This is a genomic window from Salinilacustrithrix flava (assembly GCF_041228405.1).
GTDB classification, from domain to species: domain Bacteria; phylum Actinomycetota; class Acidimicrobiia; order Acidimicrobiales; family Salinilacustritrichaceae; genus Salinilacustrithrix; species Salinilacustrithrix flava.
The window spans coordinates 1,051,323-1,072,328 of the sequence record NZ_CP133888.1; the positions used below are offsets into that span (position 1 = coordinate 1,051,323).

The 21,006-nt window shown below is 73.0% G+C and carries 19 protein-coding genes; 9 read left to right on the forward strand and 10 right to left on the reverse strand.

All coding sequences use genetic code 11. The annotated features are described in order from the left end of the window. The first annotated feature begins 19 nt into the window (after positions 1-19). On the forward strand, positions 20-724 hold the full coding sequence (locus RGQ06_RS05205) for a hypothetical protein (protein ID WP_432427623.1): 705 nt from the start codon (positions 20-22) through the stop codon (positions 722-724). Next, on the forward strand, positions 699-1,196 hold the full coding sequence (locus tag RGQ06_RS05210; RefSeq protein WP_432427622.1) for a hypothetical protein: 498 nt from the start codon (positions 699-701) through the stop codon (positions 1,194-1,196). Before RGQ06_RS05205 ends, RGQ06_RS05210 begins: the two co-directional genes overlap by 26 nt. On the opposite strand, the gene RGQ06_RS05215 is transcribed toward RGQ06_RS05210, so the two are convergent. The 3 genes from RGQ06_RS05215 to RGQ06_RS05225 all read right to left on the reverse strand — a co-directional run bounded on the left by RGQ06_RS05215 (position 1,190) and on the right by RGQ06_RS05225 (position 3,010). Beyond that, positions 1,190-1,957, reverse strand: a complete 768-nt coding sequence (locus RGQ06_RS05215) for a sigma-70 family RNA polymerase sigma factor (RefSeq protein ID WP_432427621.1) — start codon at positions 1,955-1,957, stop codon at positions 1,190-1,192. The genes RGQ06_RS05210 and RGQ06_RS05215 overlap by 7 nt on opposite strands. Before the next feature lie 6 nt (positions 1,958-1,963). Continuing rightward, positions 1,964-2,458, reverse strand: a complete 495-nt coding sequence (locus tag RGQ06_RS05220) for a response regulator transcription factor (RefSeq protein WP_432427620.1) — start codon at positions 2,456-2,458, stop codon at positions 1,964-1,966. A 105-nt stretch (positions 2,459-2,563) separates the two neighbouring features. After that, on the reverse strand, positions 2,564-3,010 hold the full coding sequence (locus RGQ06_RS05225) for a hypothetical protein (protein WP_432427619.1): 447 nt from the start codon (positions 3,008-3,010) through the stop codon (positions 2,564-2,566). 138 nt (positions 3,011-3,148) lie between these two features. On the opposite strand from RGQ06_RS05225, the gene RGQ06_RS05230 reads away from it, so the two are divergent. Further along, complete coding sequence (locus tag RGQ06_RS05230) at positions 3,149-4,645, forward strand: flavin-containing monooxygenase (protein ID WP_432427618.1); 1,497 nt, start codon at positions 3,149-3,151, stop codon at positions 4,643-4,645. 66 nt (positions 4,646-4,711) lie between these two features. Here RGQ06_RS05230 and RGQ06_RS05235 read toward each other — a convergent pair whose 3' ends face one another. Next, the gene (locus RGQ06_RS05235) at positions 4,712-5,602 is read right to left on the reverse strand and encodes a hypothetical protein (RefSeq protein WP_432427617.1); all 891 of its coding nucleotides are present in this window, start codon (positions 5,600-5,602) and stop codon (positions 4,712-4,714) included. Between the two features lie 53 nt (positions 5,603-5,655). Between RGQ06_RS05235 and RGQ06_RS05240 the strand changes: the two genes are divergently transcribed. Beyond that, positions 5,656-6,348, forward strand: a complete 693-nt coding sequence (locus RGQ06_RS05240; RefSeq protein ID WP_432427616.1) for a sensor histidine kinase — start codon at positions 5,656-5,658, stop codon at positions 6,346-6,348. 73 nt (positions 6,349-6,421) lie between these two features. Here the strand turns inward: RGQ06_RS05240 and RGQ06_RS05245 are convergent, their stop codons facing one another. Beyond that, positions 6,422-8,494 (reverse strand): alpha-ketoacid dehydrogenase subunit alpha/beta, encoded by a 2,073-nt coding sequence (locus RGQ06_RS05245; RefSeq protein WP_432427615.1) that lies wholly within the window; start codon positions 8,492-8,494, stop codon positions 6,422-6,424. Positions 8,495-8,586: 92 nt separating this feature from the next. Continuing rightward, a complete protein-coding gene (locus RGQ06_RS05250) occupies positions 8,587-9,318 on the reverse strand; it encodes a DUF2786 domain-containing protein (protein WP_432427614.1) in 732 nt (243 codons plus the stop codon). Positions 9,319-9,420: 102 nt separating this feature from the next. Between RGQ06_RS05250 and RGQ06_RS05255 the strand changes: the two genes are divergently transcribed. Both RGQ06_RS05255 and RGQ06_RS05260 read left to right on the forward strand, forming a co-directional pair. Beyond that, a complete protein-coding gene (locus RGQ06_RS05255) occupies positions 9,421-10,731 on the forward strand; it encodes an acetyl-CoA hydrolase/transferase family protein (RefSeq protein WP_432427613.1) in 1,311 nt (436 codons plus the stop codon). A 79-nt stretch (positions 10,732-10,810) separates the two neighbouring features. Further along, positions 10,811-12,412: an alkaline phosphatase family protein gene (locus RGQ06_RS05260; protein WP_432427612.1), complete on the forward strand. Its 1,602-nt coding sequence runs from the start codon at positions 10,811-10,813 to the stop codon at positions 12,410-12,412. Positions 12,413-12,421: 9 nt separating this feature from the next. Here RGQ06_RS05260 and RGQ06_RS05265 read toward each other — a convergent pair whose 3' ends face one another. Continuing rightward, a complete protein-coding gene (locus tag RGQ06_RS05265) occupies positions 12,422-12,793 on the reverse strand; it encodes an ArsC/Spx/MgsR family protein (protein ID WP_432427611.1) in 372 nt (123 codons plus the stop codon). A gap of 44 nt (positions 12,794-12,837) precedes the next feature. Between RGQ06_RS05265 and RGQ06_RS05270 the strand changes: the two genes are divergently transcribed. Beyond that, positions 12,838-13,056: a DUF5522 domain-containing protein gene (locus RGQ06_RS05270; RefSeq protein WP_432427610.1), complete on the forward strand. Its 219-nt coding sequence runs from the start codon at positions 12,838-12,840 to the stop codon at positions 13,054-13,056. Here the strand turns inward: RGQ06_RS05270 and RGQ06_RS05275 are convergent. Beyond that, complete coding sequence (locus RGQ06_RS05275) at positions 12,954-13,775, reverse strand: PIG-L deacetylase family protein (RefSeq protein ID WP_432427609.1); 822 nt, start codon at positions 13,773-13,775, stop codon at positions 12,954-12,956. The genes RGQ06_RS05270 and RGQ06_RS05275 overlap by 103 nt on opposite strands. Next, on the reverse strand, positions 13,772-14,452 hold the full coding sequence (locus RGQ06_RS05280; protein WP_432427608.1) for a class I SAM-dependent methyltransferase: 681 nt from the start codon (positions 14,450-14,452) through the stop codon (positions 13,772-13,774). The genes RGQ06_RS05275 and RGQ06_RS05280 overlap by 4 nt, the downstream gene beginning before the upstream one ends. A 176-nt stretch (positions 14,453-14,628) precedes the next feature. Between RGQ06_RS05280 and RGQ06_RS05285 the strand changes: the two genes are divergently transcribed. Together RGQ06_RS05285 and RGQ06_RS05290 are read left to right on the forward strand one after the other, a co-directional pair. Continuing rightward, on the forward strand, positions 14,629-16,785 hold the full coding sequence (locus tag RGQ06_RS05285) for an alpha/beta fold hydrolase (RefSeq protein ID WP_432427607.1): 2,157 nt from the start codon (positions 14,629-14,631) through the stop codon (positions 16,783-16,785). 71 nt (positions 16,786-16,856) lie between these two features. Further along, positions 16,857-18,047, forward strand: a complete 1,191-nt coding sequence (locus tag RGQ06_RS05290) for an acyl-CoA dehydrogenase family protein (RefSeq protein ID WP_432427606.1) — start codon at positions 16,857-16,859, stop codon at positions 18,045-18,047. Here the strand turns inward: RGQ06_RS05290 and RGQ06_RS05295 are convergent, their stop codons facing one another. Then, positions 18,048-20,948 carry a BTAD domain-containing putative transcriptional regulator gene (locus RGQ06_RS05295; protein ID WP_432427605.1) on the reverse strand — a complete coding sequence of 967 codons (2,901 nt, stop codon included), beginning with the start codon at positions 20,946-20,948 and terminating at the stop codon, positions 18,048-18,050. Positions 20,949-21,006: the final 58 nt, after the last annotated feature.

The following is a 21,006-nucleotide window of genomic DNA, read 5'->3' on the forward strand; positions in this document are numbered from 1 at the left end:
AGCGTAGGGTCGGATCCTGATGTTGCACGCCGACGAGATGGCCACGATCTGGGTGTTGCGGGCCGGTCCCAAGGACCGCCTCGTGCGCTCGTTCCTGGACGACGGGGAGATCGGCGTGGCCTTCCCCCAGTTCCCCGACGGGCACGCCGTCGACCGGGCCAAGGCCCTCAAGATCCTCGGCGTCGGGCTCGACGACGAGCCGACCAAGCACCAGGAGGCCGACGCCGCCCTGTTCCTGAGCTTCGTGCGGCGCATCCGGGTGGCCGACGTCGCCCTGCTGCTGGACCCGGTGGCCGGCGGCTTCGCCTGCGGCGTGGTCACGGGCGACTACCGCTACCGGGGCGACCTGGACGGCGACCGGGCGCAGCACCGGCGGCCGGTCGACTGGCGCCGCCGCCTCCCCTTCACCGCCCTGCCCGCCCGGCTCGATCACCTGCCCGACCAGCGCTCGATGCTCGAGGACGTCCCCGACGGCCGTCTGCGAGACCTGGCCCTGCAGTGCTGCCGGGGCGAGCTGGGCGAGGACCCCTTCGACCGGCCGGCCGCCACACCGCCGCGGCGCCGGACCACGAGCTCGGGTGGGAGCGGACGGCCCCGCGCCTCGCGCACCCCGGCGCCGAAGCGACCGTCGCAGGTCACCCGCGCCGAGCGCCGCTGCACCGTGTGCCTGGTGACCAAGTCCGAGGACCTCTTCGACGGTGACGTCTGCCGCGACTGCGCCTGACCGCTCGGTGATCAGCCCGGTCCGCGCCGCCGTCGCGTCGGGCGTCGTCGCGCTGGCGTCCGTGCTCGCCACCCCCGGGTGGGCGGGCGCGCAGCTGCTGCCCACCACCACGGAGCCGGCCACCACCGAGCCGGTGCCGGAGACCACGACGCCGCCCGAGACCACGGCGCCGACGACCACCGAGGCCCCGACGACGACGGTGCCGCCCACGACCGCGCCACCGGCCACGCAGTCACCGACGACAGCTGCGCCCACCACGGAGCCGCCGGCGACCACCACGACGGCGCCGCCGAGCGCCCCCTCGTCGATCCCCACGACGACGCTGCCGGTCGAGGGTCGGGCCCGCATCACCCAGGACACGCCCGACCTCGGCGGCGTGCTCGCCGTGTGGGGGCTGGGCATCCTCGGCACCATCGCCACCCTGGGGTGGTCGTGGCAGCGCAACCGCTCCGGGGCCGGAGGGGGCTACTGACCGTCCTCGAGGAGGTGGCGGAGCTTGGCCCGCAGCCGCTGGACGGTGTTGTCCACGAACTTGTCGGTCTTGCCCATCTGGTCGGCGATCTCGCGGTACTTCTTGCCGCTGAGCAGGCCGACGAGCACGTGGGCCTCGTTCTCCGACAGGCGGTCGGGCTCGTCCTTGCGTCGCCGGGTGCTCTTGCCCTCGAAGTGGAGCCGCAGGATCTCGTGCACCCGCTCGTGCCCGTGGGCCTCGAGGAGCGTCTCGATCTCGGAGAGGCCGAACGGCATGCCGCCGCTGCCGTCCATGTCCATGCGCTCCACGGCCGAGCGCTCGTGGCTCACCGACGGGAGCTGCACCGCGGAGGACCCGTGGTCCTCGTCGTGCTCGGCGTCATGGTGGGCGATGCGGTCGGACTCGTTCAGCGGCGAGTGCTTCATGCGGTTCGCCGCCTTCACCGCCGTGATCACCTGGCGCTGCATGCAGGTGCGCGAGAAGCTCGGGAACGAGGCGCCGGCGTCGGGCGTGAAGTCGCGGACCGCCTTCCAGAAGCCGATCATCGCCTGCTGGCGCACGTCGTCGTGGTCGCCGCCGGGCACGAAGTACCGCCGGGCCACGGACATGATGAGGCCCTCGTGGCGACGGAGCAGCTCGTTGACCGCCTCCTTGTCACGGGACTGCTGGAACGAGGCGACGAGGTGCCCGTCGTCGAGCTCGCGCACCGCGGCGCGCCCCCGCCGCTTCGACCCGATGAGCTCCGGCGCGTCGTCCCCCACGACGGATCAGTACCTCAGGTGCTCGTGCACGGCACCGGGGTGCTCGGCGTCGACGAGCTCCCAGCCCGTCGCCTCGCACCAGCGCGCCACCCGGTCGGACAGGTCGTCGACGTCGAAGGGCTTGGTGATGTAGTCGTCGGCGCCGGACACGACCCCGCGGATCACGTCCTCCTGGCCGGCGAGCGCGGTGAGGATCACGTAGACGGTGCCGTCGGGGGCGCCGTGGCCGCGCGAGCGACCCTCCTCCATGGCCTCGACGCCGTCCATGCCCGGCATCATCACGTCGAGCAGGCACAGGACCGGGTGGTGCTGGTCGATGAGGTCGGCCACGTTCTCCCCGGTGTCGGTGACGTGCACCTCCCACCCGTCCAGGGTCAGCAGCGACACGATGAGCGAGCGGATGCCGGGCTCGTCCTCGGCGACCACGGCGACGCGTGGCGCGGTGCCCCGGGAGGGCACGTCGAGGTCGAGATCGAGGTCGAGGTCTTGGTCGTCTGCCATGTGGTGCACGCGGGCTCGGTCCGGGCCACGTGTGACCGACGCTACTCCCGGCCCCGAGCCCGCAGCGGTGTCGGAGCCGACGGCAACCGCAGCCGGGCGGCAGACCTACGCGACCACCTGGGGCGGGAAGCCCGAGCGGTCCACCAAGCAGGCCAGCACGAGCACCGCGGCCCAGGCGCGCTCGGCCTCCGGCACGATCCCGACCTGGTCGGTGGTGAGGTCGACCTGCACGGGGATGCCGTCCCCCCGGCTCCAGGCCACGAGCACGTCGGAGATCCCGGGAGGCAACGGATCGACCCCGGCCGCAGCGGCGAGGGCGGCCACGTGGGCCGTCCAGGCCCGCGCGCCGGAGGGGGCGATGGCGGCGTCGAGCGTGAGGGCGCGGCCGGCGACGTCGAGGCGGCGCAGCACGGCGGCCCAGCTGGTGGCCTCGGCACCGGCGACGAGCAGGTCGCGGGCGGCGGCTGCGTCGCCGTCCAGGACCGACCCGAGGGCTTCGACGACGACGCGCGACGCCGGCGCGCTGGTGAGCGCACCACCCGGATCGGACATCTCGGTCACATCGGATGGTTCGCCGCCGGCCGATGCACCTCCTACTGCGTCCGAGCCGCTTCCGGGACGTGGCCGGGGTGCCCGCCGCAGGATACGGTCGTTGCCAGAACTCGTCGTCATGCTCCAGGGGGTCCCTTCGTGCCACGCATCGCCATCATCGGCTCCGGCTTCGCCGGCATGGGCCTGGGCATCCAGCTCAAGCAGCAGGGCATCGACACGTTCACGATCTTCGAGAAGGCCGATGCCATCGGTGGCACGTGGCGGGCGAACACCTACCCCGGCGCCGAGTGCGACATCCCCTCCGCGCTGTACTCGTACTCGTTCGAGAACTTCGACTGGCCCAACAAGTGGTCCCACCAGCCGGTGATCAAGGACTACCTCGAGCACTGCGCCGAGACCTACGGGCTCTGGGCCCACATCCGCCTCGAGACGCCGGTGACCGAGCTGCGCTGGGTGGAGGAGGTCGGCGCCTGGGACGTCGACGCCACCCCGGAGGGTGGGGAGACCACGACCGAGCGCTACGACGTGGTGGTCTCGGCCACCGGCCAGCTGAGCCGGCCCCGCTGGCCCGACATCGACGGGCTCGACTCCTTCGCCGGACCGGTCTTCCACTCCGCCGAGTGGGATCACTCGGTCGACCTGAAGGGCAAGCGGGTCGCGTCCATCGGCGCCGGCGCGAGCGCGGTGCAGTACGTGCCCCAGATCGCCAAGGATGCAGCGAAGGTCACCGTCTTCCAGCGCACGCCGAACTGGATCATCCCGAAGAACGACCGGGACTACACCGAGATCGAGAAGTCCCTCATCCGCCGCAGCCGGGTGGCGCGCAACCTGCGCCGGTTCATGATCTTCGCCCGGGCCGAGCTGCTCGGGTACGACCTCATGCACCAGAAGTCCTTCGTGCGCGACTTCATGCAGAAGTTCGCGGTGAAGAACCTGCAGGAGAAGATCAGCGACCCCGACAAGGTGGCCAAGCTGACGCCCGACTACCCGATGGGCGCCAAGCGGGTCCTGTTCTCCGACGACTTCTACGAGGCGATCGAGGAGCACGACGTCGACATCGTCACCGACCGGATCGACAAGGTCACCGGCGACGCCATCGTCACGGTGTCGGGGATGGACCAGGACCACGTCGAGCACCAGGTCGACGTCATCGTCGTGGGCACCGGGTTCCACACCCAGGACTTCCTCACGCCGATGACGGTGACCGGACCCGAGGGCCGGAACCTGAACGAGCAGTGGCAGGAGGGCCCCCAGGCCCACCTCGGCCTCACCGTGTCCGGCTTCCCGAACCTGTTCTTCATGTACGGCCCCAACACGAACCTGGGCCACAACTCCATCGTGTTGATGATCGAGTCGCAGTGCCGCTACATCCTGTCGGCCCTGCGCCAGATGGCGGCCCGGTCGATCCAGGCGATCGAGGTGAAGGCCGAGGTGCAGCAGGCCTACAACGACGAGCTGTCCCGCCGCCTGGCCGACAGCGCCTGGGTGCTCATCGAGGACAGCTGGTACCTGCAGGGCGGCAAGGTCACCAACAACTGGGTGGGCCGCACCACCGAGTACCGCCGGCGCACCAACCACGCCGACCTCGACGAGTACCACCTGCGACCCAAGCCGGCGCTCACCAAGGCCGGCTGACCGCTACACCACCACTGCCAGTTCCGATCTATCGAAACTGGCAGCAGTTCTCCTGTAGCGCGCGCCTCACATCCCGCCGAAGAGCTCCTCGTCCAGGACGGGCAGCAGGATCGCCTCCTTGAGCGTGGCATAGGTGTCGAGGCGCTCGATGTCCCCGTCGTCGTCGATCCAGGCGAAGGTGTAGGCGTCCTCGGCCTCCTTGAGCACGGCGTAGACGCCACCGTCGGCGTCGAAGATGGCCACGGCCTCGATGCCGTCGTCGGTGTCGACCACCGGCAGCGAGCCGCCGGCCTTGCCGACGGCGGCGGCCACGTACTCGACGGCGTCGATGAAGGTGGCGTGCTGCTCGGGGAGCTCCACGACCTCGTCCATGCCGGGCGTGCCGCGGACCACCGTCCAGCCGTCGTGGTCGACCCCTTCGACGACGAGCAGCGTGTCGCTCGGCAGGCGCACCTCGAGCGCCGGCAGCGTGATCCCCTCGCCGTCGTCGACGCCGAGCAGCACGGTGGCCACCGGACCGGGATCGAGGTCGTTGGCGGCGATCGCCGCGGCCTGTGCGGCATCGAGCGGGACCGGGTTCTGCTCCGGGGCGCCGTCCTGGAGGGGCGATCCGACGAACTCGTCGCCCGCCAGCAGGGACGTGCCGTCGATCGGCGAGCGCAGGCTGTCGAAGCCCACGGAGACGACGGCGACGCGCTCGCCGTCCTCGTCGTCCTCCAGCTCCACCGGGCCGACGACGCTCCCGGTGGCGTAGATGCCGGCGGGGACGACGTCGCCGAGGCGGTCCTGGACCCACAGGTGGGCGAGCTGGCCGGGCCCGAGCAGGGCGGCCCGGTCGTCGGCGACCTCGAACTGGATCATCGCCTCGCCGTCGGCGAAGGCCGTGCCGAGGTCGATGTCGGTGGGGTCGACCTCGAAGACCCAGGCGGCGGGTGGGCGGGACGGCGCATCGGGCACGAGGTGACCCTACGGGCGCTCCGACGGTCGTCCCACGGCGACGGTGTGCTCCCATGGGGGCCGTGGCCGCCCACGACCCGCAGACGCCCGAGGCCGAGGACCTGGTCCGCTTCGTGCGCATGGTCTCCCACGGCCTCCGCAACCCGCTCGCCATCGCCACCGGGATGCTCGACCTGCTGGCGCAGCTCGCCGGCCCGGAGCTCGACGAGGAGTCCCGCGAGCTGCTGACCCGGTCGTCCGCCGCGGTCCACCGGACCGCGGACATGGTGCTGAGCGTCCAGCGCTACATCGGGGCCCAGCACCGCCCGCTGCAGACCGGACCGGTCGACCTGGGCGAGGTGGCGACGTGGGTCGCGGAGCAGCTGGACCCCGACGAGGTCGTCGTGCAGGTGGCGGACGGGCTCCCGACGGTGGCCGCCGACCGGGACATGGTCGAGTGGGTGTTCCACGAGCTGCTCGACAACGCCCGGCACCACGCCGGTGGCGACGGGGCGGTCACCGTCACCGTCGACGGCCGGCGGGCCGGGGACCGCTGGCTGGTGTCGGTGACCGACGACGGCACCGGCATCCCGACCGACCGCCACGACGCTGCCTTCGTCGAGGGCGAGCGCCTGGAGCGCTCCGGGGGCGGGCTCGGCCTCGGGCTCACCACGGTTCGGGCGGTGCTGGCCCGCCACGGCGGGGAGGCATGGCTGGAGGACGCGCCCGACGGCGGCCTGCGGGCCGTCACCGCCTGGCCCGCCTGAGCCACCGCTACACCACCACTGCCAGTTTCCAGGATCGGAACTGGCAGTTCCCCTGTAGCGGTGGCGAGGAGCGCTACTCGGCGAGGATGCGGCGCAGGGCCTCGGTGACGTCGGCGGCCTGCGGGAGGATGGCGTCCTCGAGGGTGGGCTCGTAGGCGACGTGGACGTCGGGCGCACCGACCCGGCGGACCGGGGCGTCGAGGGACCAGAAGCACTCGTCCGCGATCCACGCCGCGATCTCGCCACCGAAGCCGGCCGTGAGCACGTCCTCGTGCACGACCAGGGCGCGGCCGGTGCGCTGGACGGACTCGCCGACGCGCTCGGAGTCCCACGGGGCGATGGTGCGCAGGTCGATCACCTCGACCTGGCGTCCGGTCTCCTCGGCGATGGCCTCGGCCGCGACCAGCGACTTCTGGACCATGGCCCCCCAGGTGACGACGGTGACGGCATCGCCGGGGCGGCGCACGTCGGCGACGCCGAAGGGCAGCACCCAGTCGGCCGGGGGGAGGAGGTCCTTGGTGTAGGGCTGGCGCAGCAGGTGCTTGTGCTCGAGGAACAGGACCGGGTCCTCGCACTCGAACGCGTACCGCAGCAGGCCGGCGGCGTCGCGGGCGCGGGACGGGAAGGCGATGAGCAGCCCGGGCACGTGGGCGAAGATCGACTCGCCCGACTGGCTGTGCCAGATGGCGCCGCCGTGCAGGTAGCCGCCGATGGGGATGCGCACGACCATCGGGGCGGTGAAGGCGCCGTTGGAGCGCCACCGCATGGTGGCGGCCTCGCTCTTGATCTGCTGCATGGCGGGCCACACGTAGTCGAAGAACTGGATCTCCGGCGCCGGGCGCAGGCCCCGCACACCGTGTCCGACCGCCCGGCCGATGATGTTGGCCTCGGCCAGCGGCGTGTTGAAGCAGCGGGCCATGCCGAACTCGCGCTGCAGGCCGTGGGTGGTGCCGAAGACCCCGCCCTTGCCCTCCACGTTGGCCAGCACCTGCTCGCGGGCATCGGCGACGTCCTCGCCGAAGACGCGGATGCGCACGTCGGCGGCCATCCGCTCGTGGAGCACGGCGCTGATCGCGCCGCCGAGGGCGACCTCGTCGCCCCCGTCGTAGGCATCGGGCGGCTCGGGCCGGTCGGGCAGGGCCACGACGTGGTCCCAGATGGTGGCGGGGTCCGGACGCGCCGCCCCGACGGCCTGCTTGGCCGCGTCGGCGACGGTCTGGCGGGCCTCCTCGCGGACGGCGCTGGCCTCGGCGGGGCTGAGGGCGCCGTGCTCGACCAGCACCTGCTCGAGGCGGCCGATGGGGTCGCGCTCGGACTCGTCGGCCAGCTCGCGCTCGGAGCGGTACTTGGACTGGGTGTCGGCTCCGGAGTGGGAGTAGGGGCGGGTGACGTCGGCGTGGATGAGCAGCGGCCCGACGCCGGCCCGGACCCGGGCGATGGCGGCCTCGCTCCACCCCCGGACCTCGAGGTAGTCGGTGCCGTCGAGGCGCAGCACCTCGAGGCCGCGGAACCCCCGCACCAGCTCGGAGACCGGGGCGGGTGACTGGTCGGAGACGGGCACCGAGATGGCGTAGCCGTTGTCGGCCACGACGAAGACGACCGGCAGGTGCAGCGTGCACGCCGTGTTGAGGGACTCCCAGAACTCGCCCTCGGAGGTGGCGCCCTCGCCCAGGCTCACGTAGGTGACCTCGTCGCCGGCGGCGGGCAGGTGCGCCAGCTCGGGCGTGCGGCCGATGTACCGGCCGGCCTCGGCGCAGCCCACGGCGGGGATGCACTGGCTGCCCGTGGGGCTGGACTGGGACACGACGTGCTCGGCGGCGTAGCCCCAGTGCGACGGCATCTGGCGGCCGCCCGACGCCCGGCACTCGGCCGAGCCGACGGCCTGGAGCAGGAGCTCGTAGGGGCTGATGCCGAGGCCGAGCATCAGGGCCAGATCGCGGTAGTAGGGGAAGAACCAGTCGTGCCCGGGGCGCAGCGAGCGGGCCAGCCCGAGCAGCAGCGCCTCGTGGCCGGCGCCGGAGATCTGGAAGAACACCTTGCTCTGCTTCTGCAGGCTGATCTCGCGGTCGTCGATGGCGCGCGACACGCACGCCAGACGGAAGTCCTCGATGACCTCCTCGACCGCGAACCCCCTGATGTCGCTCACCGGTTCCGAGTGTGCCACCTCCACCGGACCTCGCGTGCCGATGCGCGTGCGGGCCGTGACCCGACTGAGCAGATCGCGCAGCAGACGAGCCATCACCTGCGCAGACGGCGCACCCGTCCGCGGACCTCCTGACCGCCGAGTCGGGCGCGGTCGGCGGCGGCGTGCCCGGCCGCGTACCCGGCCGGGTCGCTGGCGGTGACCCGCATGCGGCGCAGGTGCGGGAAGGCCGAGGCGAGCTCGTCCTCGACCGCGACCTCGCGGCTGCGCAGCACGGGCAGGAGCCCCTCGCCGTGGTCGCGCACGGCCTCGGACACGGTGGCCGCCGCGGCCTGGCGAAGCCGTTGCCCGATGCGGGACGCGTAGGCCACCAGGAAGGCCTGGCGGAACGCGCGCGACCGCGTGCGCGGGCTGGTGCCGGCCTGGAGCATCGCCCGGGTGCCCTGCACCAGCAGCGACGTGTAGAGGAGCTCGACCGTGGCCTGGTCGTCGGGGAAGCCGATGACGGTGGCGACGTTCCGGTCGGTGTCGAGCACGGCGCGGCACCGGTTGGCGCGGGCCAGCTCGGTGAGCAGCTGGAACTTGGGCCGGGCGTAGGGCGACTCCACCAGCAGCGTGCGGCCCTCGGGCCCGGCGCGGCTGCCCTCGCCCAGCATGGCCCGATCGATGGCGTGGCGGTCCATGAGCTGCTGGGCCTTGGCCGAGAGGGCCTCGGCCTCGTCGGGGTAGGTGGTGGATTCGGCCTTGGCGAGCAGCGACCGCACCTTGTGCAGCACGCCGGGGTCGGGGGCGCCGCCGCCGGCGCCGTCGGGATCGAGGTGAGCCATCGCCCCATCATGTCGGCACCCTCCGACAGTCACGTCCGAGGACGCACGAGCCGAGGACCCCAGACCCTGTCGATGCCGCGTCGGTCTCGGTAGACACCTCTCATGCGACGCCTCTCCGCCCACGACGCCGTGGACCTGTTCCAGGCCACCGACACCCTCGGCCTCCCGCTCGGACCATCCCAGCCGGCCGCGCTGCTCGAAGCGATGGGCAGCCGCAAGGACTGGGAGGACCTCAAGGTCTTCGGGGCGCTCGTCACCGTCCTCACCGACCTGTTCACCCATCCCCACGTCCACTACCTGAGCGGCTTCTTCGGCCCCCTCGAGCGGCTGCTGCGCGACAGCGGCGCCAACATCGGCTTCGCGCCCGCCGACTTCCGCCGCTTCGTCGCCCTGCTCGAGGACATCTCCCCCCGGGTGATGGCCACTGCGGCCTCGCCCCCCGACCGCGACGGGTGGTGCAGCCTGTCGCTCCACGCCGGCGCCAACACCGGATCGCTGCACGCCGCCGGCGCCGACCCCGACCGGCTGCTCGTCGTGGAGGTGAGCGACAGCTACCCGGTCACCTACGGGTGGGGCGAGCACGGGCACCGCCTCCACGTCGACGAGATCGACGTGCTCATCGAGTCCGACTCCACCCCCTACGAGATCGCCGACCCCGAGCCCACCGATGTCGAGCGCTCGATCGCCCGCCACATCCAGGGCCTGATCCCCGACGGGGCCACGCTGCAGACCGGCATCGGCGCCGTCCCGTCCGTGGTCGCGGCGCTCCTCGCCGAGGGTGACGGCGGTGACTACGGCATCCACTCGGAGATGTTCACCACCGGCCTGATGAAGCTGCACCAGGCCGGCAAGGTCTCCAACATGCGCAAGGGCCAGTACGAGGGGGTGTCGGTCTGCACCTTCGCCGGCGGCACCCGCGAGCTCTACGACTGGCTCCACCAGAACCGCGAGGTGGCCTTCCTCCCCGTCGAGGTCGTGAACTCGCCCGAGCTCATCGGCGCCAACCGGTCGATGATCACGATCAACGCGGCCCTCTCGGTCGACATCCACGGCCAGGTCGTGGCCGACACCCGCAGCGGCGAGCAGTTCTCCGGCATCGGCGGCCACGAGGACTTCGTCGCCGGCACCGGACTCGCCCTGTCCGACCGCTCCATCCTGTGCCTGCCCTCCACCTACCGGGCCGGCGAGGAGGTCCGCTCCCGCATCGTCCCGTGGTTCGCCGCCGGCACCGTCATCACCACCCCACGGCACCAGGTGGACGTCATCGTGACCGAGCACGGCGTCGCCGAGCTCCAGGGCAAGACCGTCCACCAGCGCGGCGAGGCGCTCGCCGCCATCGCCCACCCCGACTTCCGCGACGACCTCCTCGAGGCCGCCGAGCGCGCCTCCGGCGGCGCCTCCCCCATGCCCTGACCGGGTCCCGAGGGGGTTCGCCGAGTGTTCACCCGCCGGCGGGGAGGAGCGGAGACCGGTCGGGACGAACAGTTCCGCCGTGGGCCTCTCTCGTCGCACCTTCATCAAGACCGCTGCCGTGGCCGGCGCCGGCGCTGCCGTCGGCGGCACCGCGCACGCCGACCTGGTGAACCTCGCCCGTCCGACGTCGCTCCTGCTCGACGCCCCGGCACCGAAGTTCCCCAACATCCAGCACGCGGTGGTGGTGATGATGGAGAACCGGTCCGCCGACCACTACCTGGGGTGGTGGGGCGACCGGGAGGAGGTCCGCTTCGATGCCAGCACCCGCCTGCCCGGTCGGGAGACGTTCGACTTCGGCATCGGCGGCGAGCAGAACTGGGCCGGCCACCCCTACGTCGATCCCGGCCACAGCCACACCACCGGGCGGCGCCAGGTCATCGACCACGACGGCGATGGCAGCCCCGATGGCTGGAGCACCACCGAGGACGGCGGCGACCGGCCCGGCACGGGCACCGACCGGTACGCCTCGAGCTACTACACCGCCGCCGACCTCCCCGTCATCGACCGGATCCTCCGGGACTTCACGTCCTTCGACCGGTACTTCACCTCGTGGATGGGCAACACGTACCCCAACCGCTACTACATGCACTCGGCCCAGGCCCACGGCCTGAACAACAACGACTTCCCACCCCAGCGGATCGGCGAGAACCCGGCCTGGGCGGCCGGGTGGGACTGGCCGACGCTGTGGGACCAGCTGGACGCCAAGGGCGTGACGTGGAAGTACTACTTCTCGAACCTGCCCGTGATCGCCCTGTGGGGGCCGCGGTACCTCGCCAACACCCGTCCCATCACCGAGTACTACGCCGACTGCGCCGCCGGCACCCTGCCGCAGGTCGCGTTCGTCGACCCGTTCTTCGTCGCTCCCGAGGGCCTGGCCAACGACGACCACCCCCACGCCGACATCCGGCTCGGCCAGGAGTTCTTCAGCGACGTCACCACCGCGTTCATGCGCTCCCCCAACTGGGCCAAGGGCGCCATGTTCATCAACTACGACGAGTGGGGCGGCTTCTTCGACCACGTGGTGCCGCCCGCCGTGGACGACACCGTCGACCCCTACGGCGCCTACGGCCCCGGCGAGGTGCCGGACTACACGGTCGAGGGGCCGCACACCACCGGCCCGGACGACTTCGGGCTGTTCGGGTTCCGCACGCCGGCGTTCCTGCTCAGCCCCTACGCCCGCAACACCGGCGCCAACCTCCGGGCGCCGGCCGGGTCGATGCCGCCGCGGTCCAAGGGCAAGGCCCGGGGGCGGCGTTCCGACAGCGAGCCCACCGTGGACCGCACCCTCAGCGCCACGCTGGACCACGTGTCGATCCTGTCCTTCATCTGCGAGAACTGGGGCCTGCCCCAGACCGGTCAGTGGGACCCGGGACGCAGCCGTCACGCCATCAGCACGATGCGCGATGCGTTCGATCCGACCATCGCCGACCCCGACCACCCCGGCGACCCCGAGGTCGACGTCGACGCCTACGACTACGTCGCCCCGCCGGAGGCGCGCACCACCGGCCTGCCCGTCCCGGAGAGCTCGGTGAGCGACCTGTGGGTCATGGCCGACTGGATCGAGGCGCAGGGCTACCGCATCAACACCCGCTTCGCCGACGCCCTGCCCTTCACGCGCTGACCGGATCGATCAGGCGTTCTCCTGCAGGAACGGCGCGACGCGCTCCGGGGGCCGTCCGATGATGGCCCGGCCGTGGAGCCACACGACCGGGCGCTCCATGAGCTCGGGGTGCTCGACCAGCAGGTCGACGACGGCGGTCGGGGTCGTGGCCTGCGACGTGTCGACGCCGGCCTTCTTCGCGTCGCCGTGGCGGATGAGGTCCGTCGGCGGGTCCTCGAGGCCGGCGACGATGGCGTCGAGCGTGGCCCGATCGGGCGGGCTGTCGAGGTAGCGCACCTCGTCGACGTCGACGCCGAGCTCGCCGGCGGTGGACACCGCCGCACGGGACTTCGAGCAGCGCGGGTTGTGGAAGATGGTGGGTCCGGTACCGAGCGTGGACATGGCCCGAACGTAGCCCCGCCACTGCAGCGTGGGACCCTGGACGGGTGACGTCCCCGCGCGGCATCGACGAGCCGCACTCGAGCCGGCTCGCTCCCGACCACCCGCAGCGGGACCTGATCCTCGCCGCCCACCGCGCCGCCGTGGACGCCGGCGAGCCCGGCTACCTCGACCCGGCCACCGGGCTGTTCGTGCTGACCGCCGTGGAGCTGGCTGCGGCGGGCTCGTGCTGCGAGCGCGGGTGCCGCCACTGCCCGTACGTCTGAGCCGTCGCGTCGACGAAGACCTCCTCGGCCACCCATTCGGCATAGGGGCCCGATCCGAACGCCTCGACCACCGGCTGGGTCTGGGTGGCCTGCGCCCGGAGCGCCACGAGCTTGCGGTCGAGGGACGCGCCGGTGAGCGACAGGCGGAGCGCCAGCTCAGCTGCCGGTCTCGGCGCAGGCAGCGACGGGTCCATGAACACGTCGAAGCGCTCGTGCAGCCCTCGGAACCGCTCGCAGTAGCCCTCCTCGAGCGCCGCGTGCAGGACGCGGACCCGCCGGCTGCTGCGCAGACAGGCCGCGTCGACCCATCTCGAGACGGCCCGGTGGTCCGGGTGGCCGGTGACCCCGTCGGGTCCGAACGTCAGGATCGTGTCGGGAGCGACCTCGTCCATGATCGCCGCCAAGCGTCGGGCCTGCTCGGCGGTCGAGCAGCGGGCGAGCTCGCCGTCGGGGAGCCCGAGCCAGCGGTGGTCGTGCACGCCGAGTGCGGCGAGGGCCGCCGACGCCTCCCAGCGCCGGACCGGCGCCAACCGGTCCGGCGGCCAGGCGACCGGGTCGTCGGTGCCGCGCTCCCCCGCCGTCGCCGACACGACGACGACGCGCTGCGCGTTGCCTGCGGCGATGGCCATCACCCCGGCGGACAGATAGGTCTCGTCGTCGGGGTGGGCCCAGATGCCGAGGACCGTCCCGAGCGCTGCGACGTCGTCGAGGTCGTTCATCGGACGGCGCAGCCGGAGATGGCCGTGTTGACGGGCACGAAGGCGGACCGCTTCAGGCGGGCCCGGCGGATGGCGACCTCCCGGAAGCCGGCACCCTCGATCGTGCGGGCCGTGTCCCGGCACAGGTCGCAGCCCTCGAAGACCCAGCTCCACGGTCGGCGGATGGCGTGCTGCAGCCACCGGCGCGGGCTCCAGGACGGCGCGGCGACGTGCTCGACGAAGCGGAACCGGCCGCCGGGCCGCAGGATACGCCGGATCTCGGCGAGCACGGCCTCCGGGTCGTCGACCGTGCACAGCACGAGCGAGCAGAGCACCTCGTCGACGGACGCGTCCGGGATCGGCAGGTCCTCCCCGTAGGCGCCGATCACGGTCAGGTCGAGGCCCCGCGCCGCGGCGCGCGCCTCGAGCTGCGCGTGCATCGCCTCGCTCGGCTCCACGGCGAGGACGCTGCTGCCCGGAGGCAGGTGGGCGAAGTTCGCGCCCACACCGGCACCGAGCTCGACGACCGCGCCCGCGGCGATGTCCGCGAAGGCCGAGCGCTTGTGCTGCCGGGTGATGTGGTTGAGGTAGCGGTCGAAGGTCCGGAAGAACCAGGCGTTGAACTCGCTGCGGGCGCCGTGGTGGAAGGTGCCCTGCTCCGTCTGGGCGGGTGCGGGACGGGGATCGGTGGTGGTCACGAGGTGCTCCTCGGTCGGGGCGTCGCCGATCGACGCCGGACCCGCACCGTGACGAACACCCCTCGCACCCCGCTCGCATCGTCCTTGCACGCGCGCGCCAGGCCCGTGCAAGCCCCCCGCGAGGCGGCTTCCGCACGGTGGTCCCCGAGCGCACACCGACCACCGCAGGAGCACCCATGCGACCACGCCAACCGACCGAGTCCGGAGTCGTCGACCGAGACGGCGTCGGCATCCACTGGGAGACCTACGGCAGCGGCGAGCAGACCCTCGTCCTGCTGCCACCGTGGATGATCGTCCACAGCCGCATCTGGAAGGCCCAGATCGCCGGCCTCGCCGACCACTTCCGCATCGTCACCTACGACGCCCGCGGCTGCGGGCGCTCCGACCGTCCGACGGACCCGGTGGCGTACGGGCCCGAGGCGCACACGGCCGACGCCCTCGCCGTGCTCGACGCGACGGGCACCGACCGGGCCGTGCTGGTCGGGAACTCCTACGGGGGCCTCCTCGCGCTGGTGCTCGGCGCCTTCGCCCCGGAGCGGGTGGCCGGCGCCGTGTTCATCGGGCCGTCCACCGATCTCTCGGGCACCGCTGACGCTCCCCTCACCCGCGCCCTGCTCCGGTTCCACGACGAGCCGGACGTCGAGGAGGGCTGGGGTCGCTACAACCGCCACTCATGGGCCCGCGACTTCCCGGGCTTCGTCCGCTGGTTCACCGAGACGGCGCTCGCCGAGCCGCACACGACCAAGCCCCGGGAGGACGCGCTGGAGTGGGGGCTCGACACCACCGCCGAGGTCCTGACCGCGACGGTGGCGGCCCGTGCCGGTGTCCCACCGGAGAAGTCCGCGGCGAGCCTCCGTGCGCTGATCCCGGCCGTGACGTGCCCCACGCTCGTCATCCAGGGCCTGCTCGACGAGATCTGCCCCCCGACCTTCGGCCGTGACCTCGCGGCGGCGCTCGGCTCCGAGCTGGTCGAGATGCCCGACGCCGCCCACTGCCCCCAGGTCCGGTTCCCGATCCAGGTGAACGAGCTGATCCGGTCCTTCGTCGCTCGCCGGGTCGGCACCGACGCAGCGACCGGCCCGGTTGGCATCGTGTGCGATCCGGGCCACGTGCCGGCACCGCGCCGCACCCGCCCGCCTCGCGTGCTGTACCTCTCCTCGCCCATCGGGCTCGGTCACGCCCGGCGGGACCTCGCCATCGCGTCGGAGCTGCGGACGCTCGTGCCCGAGGCCGAGATCGACTGGCTGGCCCAGGATCCGGTGACCCGCTTCCTGGACGCCGCCGGCGAGCGCGTGCACCCGGCGAGCCACCGGTTGGCCAGCGAGTCCGCCCACCTCGAGGCGGAGACCGACGAGCACGACCTCCACGTCTTCGAGGCCCTGCGCCGGATGGACGAGATCCTCGTGACCAACTTCAGCGTGTTCGCCGACGTCACGGCATCCGAGGAGTACGACCTGGTGGTCGGCGACGAGTCCTGGGAGGTCGACCACTTCCTCCACGAGCACCCGGCGACCAAGCGGGCGAGGTTCGCGTGGCTGTCGGACTTCGTCGGCATCGTCCCGATGCCGTCGGGCGGCGAGCGCGAGGCCTTCGTCGCCGCCGACTGGAACCGGGAGATGATCGGCCACGTCGAGCGGCAGCCGGGCGTCCGCGACCGGTCGATCTTCGTGGGTGACCCCGAGGACGTCGTGCCCCTCGGCTTCGGCCCCGGGCTGCCCTCGATCGCCGACTGGACTGCGGCCCACTACGACTTCAGCGGCTACATCACCGGGTTCGACCCCGCCGAGCTCGATCACGGCGTGCTGCGCGCCGAGCTCGGGTACCGGGACGACGAGGTCGTCGTCATCGCCGCCGTCGGTGGATCGGGCGTCGGGCTCCCGCTGCTGCGCCGCATCGTCGCCGCCCACCCGCTCGCGGCGCAGGAGATCCCCGGGCTGCGCACCGTCGTGGTGACCGGACCCCGACTCGACCCCGACGCCCTGCCGGACGTGGCGGGCGTGGAGAAGCGGGCCTTCGTCCCCGACCTCCACCGCCACCTCGCGGCGTGCGACCTCGGCATCGTGCAGGGCGGGCTCACCACCACGATGGAGCTGACCGCCGCGCAGCGACCGTTCCTGTACGTGCCGCTCCAGAACCACTTCGAGCAGCAGGTGCACGTGCGCCACCGCCTCGATCGCCACGGGGCCGGCCGGGCGCTCGACTACGCGACCGCGACGCCGGAGGTGATCGCCGAGGCGATGACCGAGCAGCTCCGCCAGGGGCCGCCCCGCTACCAGCCGGTCCGACCCGACGGCGCCCGCCGTGCCGCGTCGCTGCTCGTCGACCTGCTGTGACGAGCCGACTGCCAGATCCATCCACCGGGACCATCCGCCGCAACCACCACCCACACCGACAGGAGCACCACATGACCATCACCGAGCACCCCACGACCACCGACCACCAGCTGCCGGACGACGACGTCCTCGCCGGGTTCCGGGCGCGAGCCCGCACGGCCGACGATCGCAACGAGTACTTCTACGAGGACCTCGCCGTCCTCCGCGAGATCGGCTACCTCGGGGCCGCCGTCCCGACCGAGCTGGGCGGTTGGGGCCACGACCTGCGCCAGCTCGCCCGGTCGCAGCGCCGGTTGGCGAGCTTCGCCCCGGCCACGGCGCTCGCCATGACCATGCACCACTACTGGGTCGGCATCGCCGTGGAGCACGAGCGGGTCGGCGACACCTCGCTGCGCTGGATCCTCGAGCGGGCAGCCGCCGGCGAGGTGTTCGCAGCCGGGCACGCCGAGGTCGGCAACGACGCACCCGTCGTGATGTCCACCGCCACCGCTGAGCGCGTGGACGGCGGCTACCGGTTCAACGGCCACAAGATGTTCGGCTCGAACGGTCCGGTGTGGTCATGGCTCGGCGTCCACGCGCTCGATGCCAGCGACCCCGAGCACCCGGTGATCGTCCACGGGTTCGTGCCCCGTGATGCCGACGGGGTCACGGTCGTGCCGAACTGGGACACGCTGGGGATGCGCCCGTCCCAGAGCTACGACACCATCCTCGACGACGTCTTCGTGCCCAGCGATCGGATCGGGGCCATCACCCCGGCCGGCGACGAGTCGAACCTGTTCCTCTTCGCCATGAACCTCTGGTTCGTGGGGCAGTGCGGGAGCGTCTACCTCGGCATCGCGGACCGCGCCCTGGAGCTGGCCGTCCGATCGGCGACCACCAAGACCTCCGTCGCCATCCCCCGTGGCACCTACGCCCACAACCCCATGGTCCAGCAGCAGGTCGCCGAGATGTACCTGGAGCTCGACGCCGCAGATGCCACGGTGCGGGGGTTCCTGGACGACGTCGTCGACGGCGTCGACCACGGCGACCTCTGGGGCGCCAAGATCGTGTCGGCGAAGTGGCGGGCGGTGGAGGCCGCCAAGCGCGTCGTGGACCGCGCCCTCGACGTGGCCGGCGGAGGCGGGATGGTGCGCGGCAACGAGCTCGAGCGGCTCTACCGCGACGTCCGCTGCGGCGGCTTCCACCCCACCAACGCGGCGCTCACCTTCGAGACCGCCGGCAAGACGGTGCTGGGCATCGACCCCTCGGGTCCCCGCTGGTGATCAGCCCTCGATGCGGTCGAACGCAGCCGTCGCCACCCCGGCGGCGGCTGCGTCGTCGAGCGCCGCGCCTTCCGCGAGCAGCTCGGCCAGGCGCCCGGGGCCGAGCCGCTGCTCGAGCTCGGCGCGCACCGCGGCCAACCGGTCGACGTCGTCGCCCACCACCTCGTGGCCGGCCCCCGGGGCCGTGACCGCACCGAGCAGGAGGGCCGCCTGGTCGTCCAGGCCCTGCCCGCACAGCAGCTCCGTGACGGTCCGCAGCATCGTGCGGAACGGCGACCGCACCCCCGCCCGCAGCCACAGCGGCAGCAGCCAGCGGTAGTGCCCGACGGCGGCCGGGACGTCGCCGGCCCGAGCATCGAGGGAGGCCAGCGACGCACCGGCCACGCCCTCGACCAGCTGGCCGCCACCGGCCCTCGCCAGCTCGACGGCGCGTCGCAGCCGGCGCCGCGCTTCGGGCGGATCGTCGTCCAGGAGCACCTCTCCGGCGCCGTACCAGCACCAGGCCGCAGCGATCGCGCCGGCTCCGGGAGCGACGTCGTCGAGCAGCCGCTCGGCATCCGCGACGGCGCCCGGTGCGTGGGCGTAGGACTCGGCGATGGCCAACGTCGCCCCGTCCTCGCCCTGGCGCAGCGGGTCACCGACGGCGTCATCGAGCCGCAGCCCGGCGCGGAACCCCTCCACCGCATCGGCGAGCGCGCCGTGGGCCAGCGACTCGGTGGCGCGGGCGCCGATGAGCTCGTAGGTGGGGGCCAACCCGAGGTCCGCCGCCGCCTCCTCGGCTCGATCCAGGAGGTGTCCCATGCGCTCGAGGTCACCCGCCTTCCACGCCCCGAGCGCGGCGACCGCGTAGGCGTCGACGGCGAGCGGGTGGCCGGCAGCGGCACCCAGGTCCCCGGCCGCCTCGCCCCAGGCCATCAGCTCCGGGAGCATCCCGTGCATGGCCGGGTCGCGGATGGCCACGACGATGCGCACCGCCAGGTCCGGATCGCGGCGAGCCGATGCCGTGGCCATCGCCTGGCGCAGGTCGGGCACGAGGGCGCGGACCGCCTGCATCGGCGCATCGTCGTGGGCGGTGCGGAGCGCCGCGCTCGCGGCCGAGACCCGGGCGGCGATGCGATCGGCGTGGCGACGGGCGAGATCGCCTCGCTGCCTGTCGTCCGACCGTTCGGCCAGGAAGCTCCGCACCACCTGCAGCAGCCGGAACCGGCCGTCGTCGCGGTGCACCAGCGATCGCTCGACGAGATCAGCGAGGCGATCTCGCACGTCGGACGCATCGCGATCGGCCACCGCGGCCACGTCCTCGCCATCGAAGGGCCCGGCGAACGTGGCCGCCGCAGCCAGGACCAGCTGGTCGTCGGCGTCGAGCATCCGGTGCGACCACGTGAGGGCGGCGTCGAGGGAGCGGTGGCGGGGCACGGCGCGGGGCCCGCCACGCAGCACCGCGGTGCTGTGCGCCAGGCCGGCGATCACCTCCTCGAGCGAGAGCGATGCGAGTCGGGATGCCGCGAGCTCGATCGCCAGGGGCAACCCGTCGAGCCGCTGGCACAGGTCGACGACGAGGGGCCGGGTGCGGTCGTCGAGGGCGAACGACGGCGAGGCCGCTGTGGCCCGGTCGGCGAACAGCAGGACCGCCGGGCTCTCCTCCCCGCTCGCGCCGAGGGGGTCGACGGGGAACAGCCGCTCGCCGTCCACGGCGATCCGCTCCCGGCTGGTCGCGAGCAGCACGAGCCGCTCGGTCGAGCGGAGCAGCACGTCGGCGACGCACGCGACGCCGTCCAGCACGTGCTCGCAGTTGTCGAGGACGAGGAGGCTCCGCTCGTGGCGGACCACCTCGGCGACCCGCTCGATGGTGCTCACGCCGGGGCGGTCCTCGACCCCGACCGCAGCCGCAACCGCGGCCGGGACGCCGTCGTCGTCGACGACGGCGGTGAGGTCGCAGAAGCGCGCCCCGTCGGGGAACGAATCGACGACGAGGTGGCACAGCTCGGTGACCAGGCGCGTCTTGCCGATCCCACCGGGTCCGACGAGCGTGATCAGACGCTCGTGCTGGACGTGCTCGGCGAGCACGCCGAGCAGCTGCTCCCGGCCGACGAAGGACGAGACGGGACGGGGAAGCGGTCGCGCCATCACCGGCGCGCCCGTCGCGGGCTGCTGCTGCGGGACGGGGTCGCCGTGGAGGAGGCGCTCGTGGGCCGAGCGGAGGTGCGCGGACGGCTCCACGCCCAGCTCCTCGGCGAGCTGGCGACGGTAGGCGTCGTACACGCGCAGGGCGTCGGCCCGCCGGCCCGAGGCGACGAGCGCGTCCATCAGCAGCTCGCGAGGTCGCTCCCGCAGCGGCTCACGGGCCACGAGCGCCTCGAGGTCGGCGACGGCGGCCGCGCCGCGCCCGAGGTCGAGGAGGGCGGCGAAGCGCTCCTCCAGCGCCCGGAGGCGCAGCTCCTCGAGCCGCTCCGCCTCGATGCGGCCGGCATCCAGATCCACCAGGTCCTCGAAGGCCTCACCGCGCCACGACCCGAGAGCCCCGTCGAGGGCTCCGAGCGCGCCTTCCGGGTCGCCGGCGCGTTCGGCAGCCGCTCGCGCGACGGCGCGCTCGAACCGGGCCGCGTCGACCGCCCCCTCGGGCAGGCGCAGCACGTAGCCGGGCGGCGTGGCGTCGAGCTCGATGTCCGGGATGTGCTGGCGGAGCCGGAAGATGTGGGAGTGGACGAGCGAGGCGGCGCCGGTCGGCAACCGGTCGGGCCAGAGCACCTCGGTGAGCTGGTCGACCGAGACCACCGCACCGCCCCGCAGGGTGAGGAAGGCCAGCAGGCGACGCTGCAGCCGCCCGCGGGGCGTGACGTCACCCCCGGCAGCGTCCCGGACCCGCAGCGGTCCGAGCACCTCGACTGCGATCCCGTTCATCGTGCTCGCCCGTCCTCCGACGAGCGAGCGTAACGAAGGGCTCGGCGGGCCGGGGACG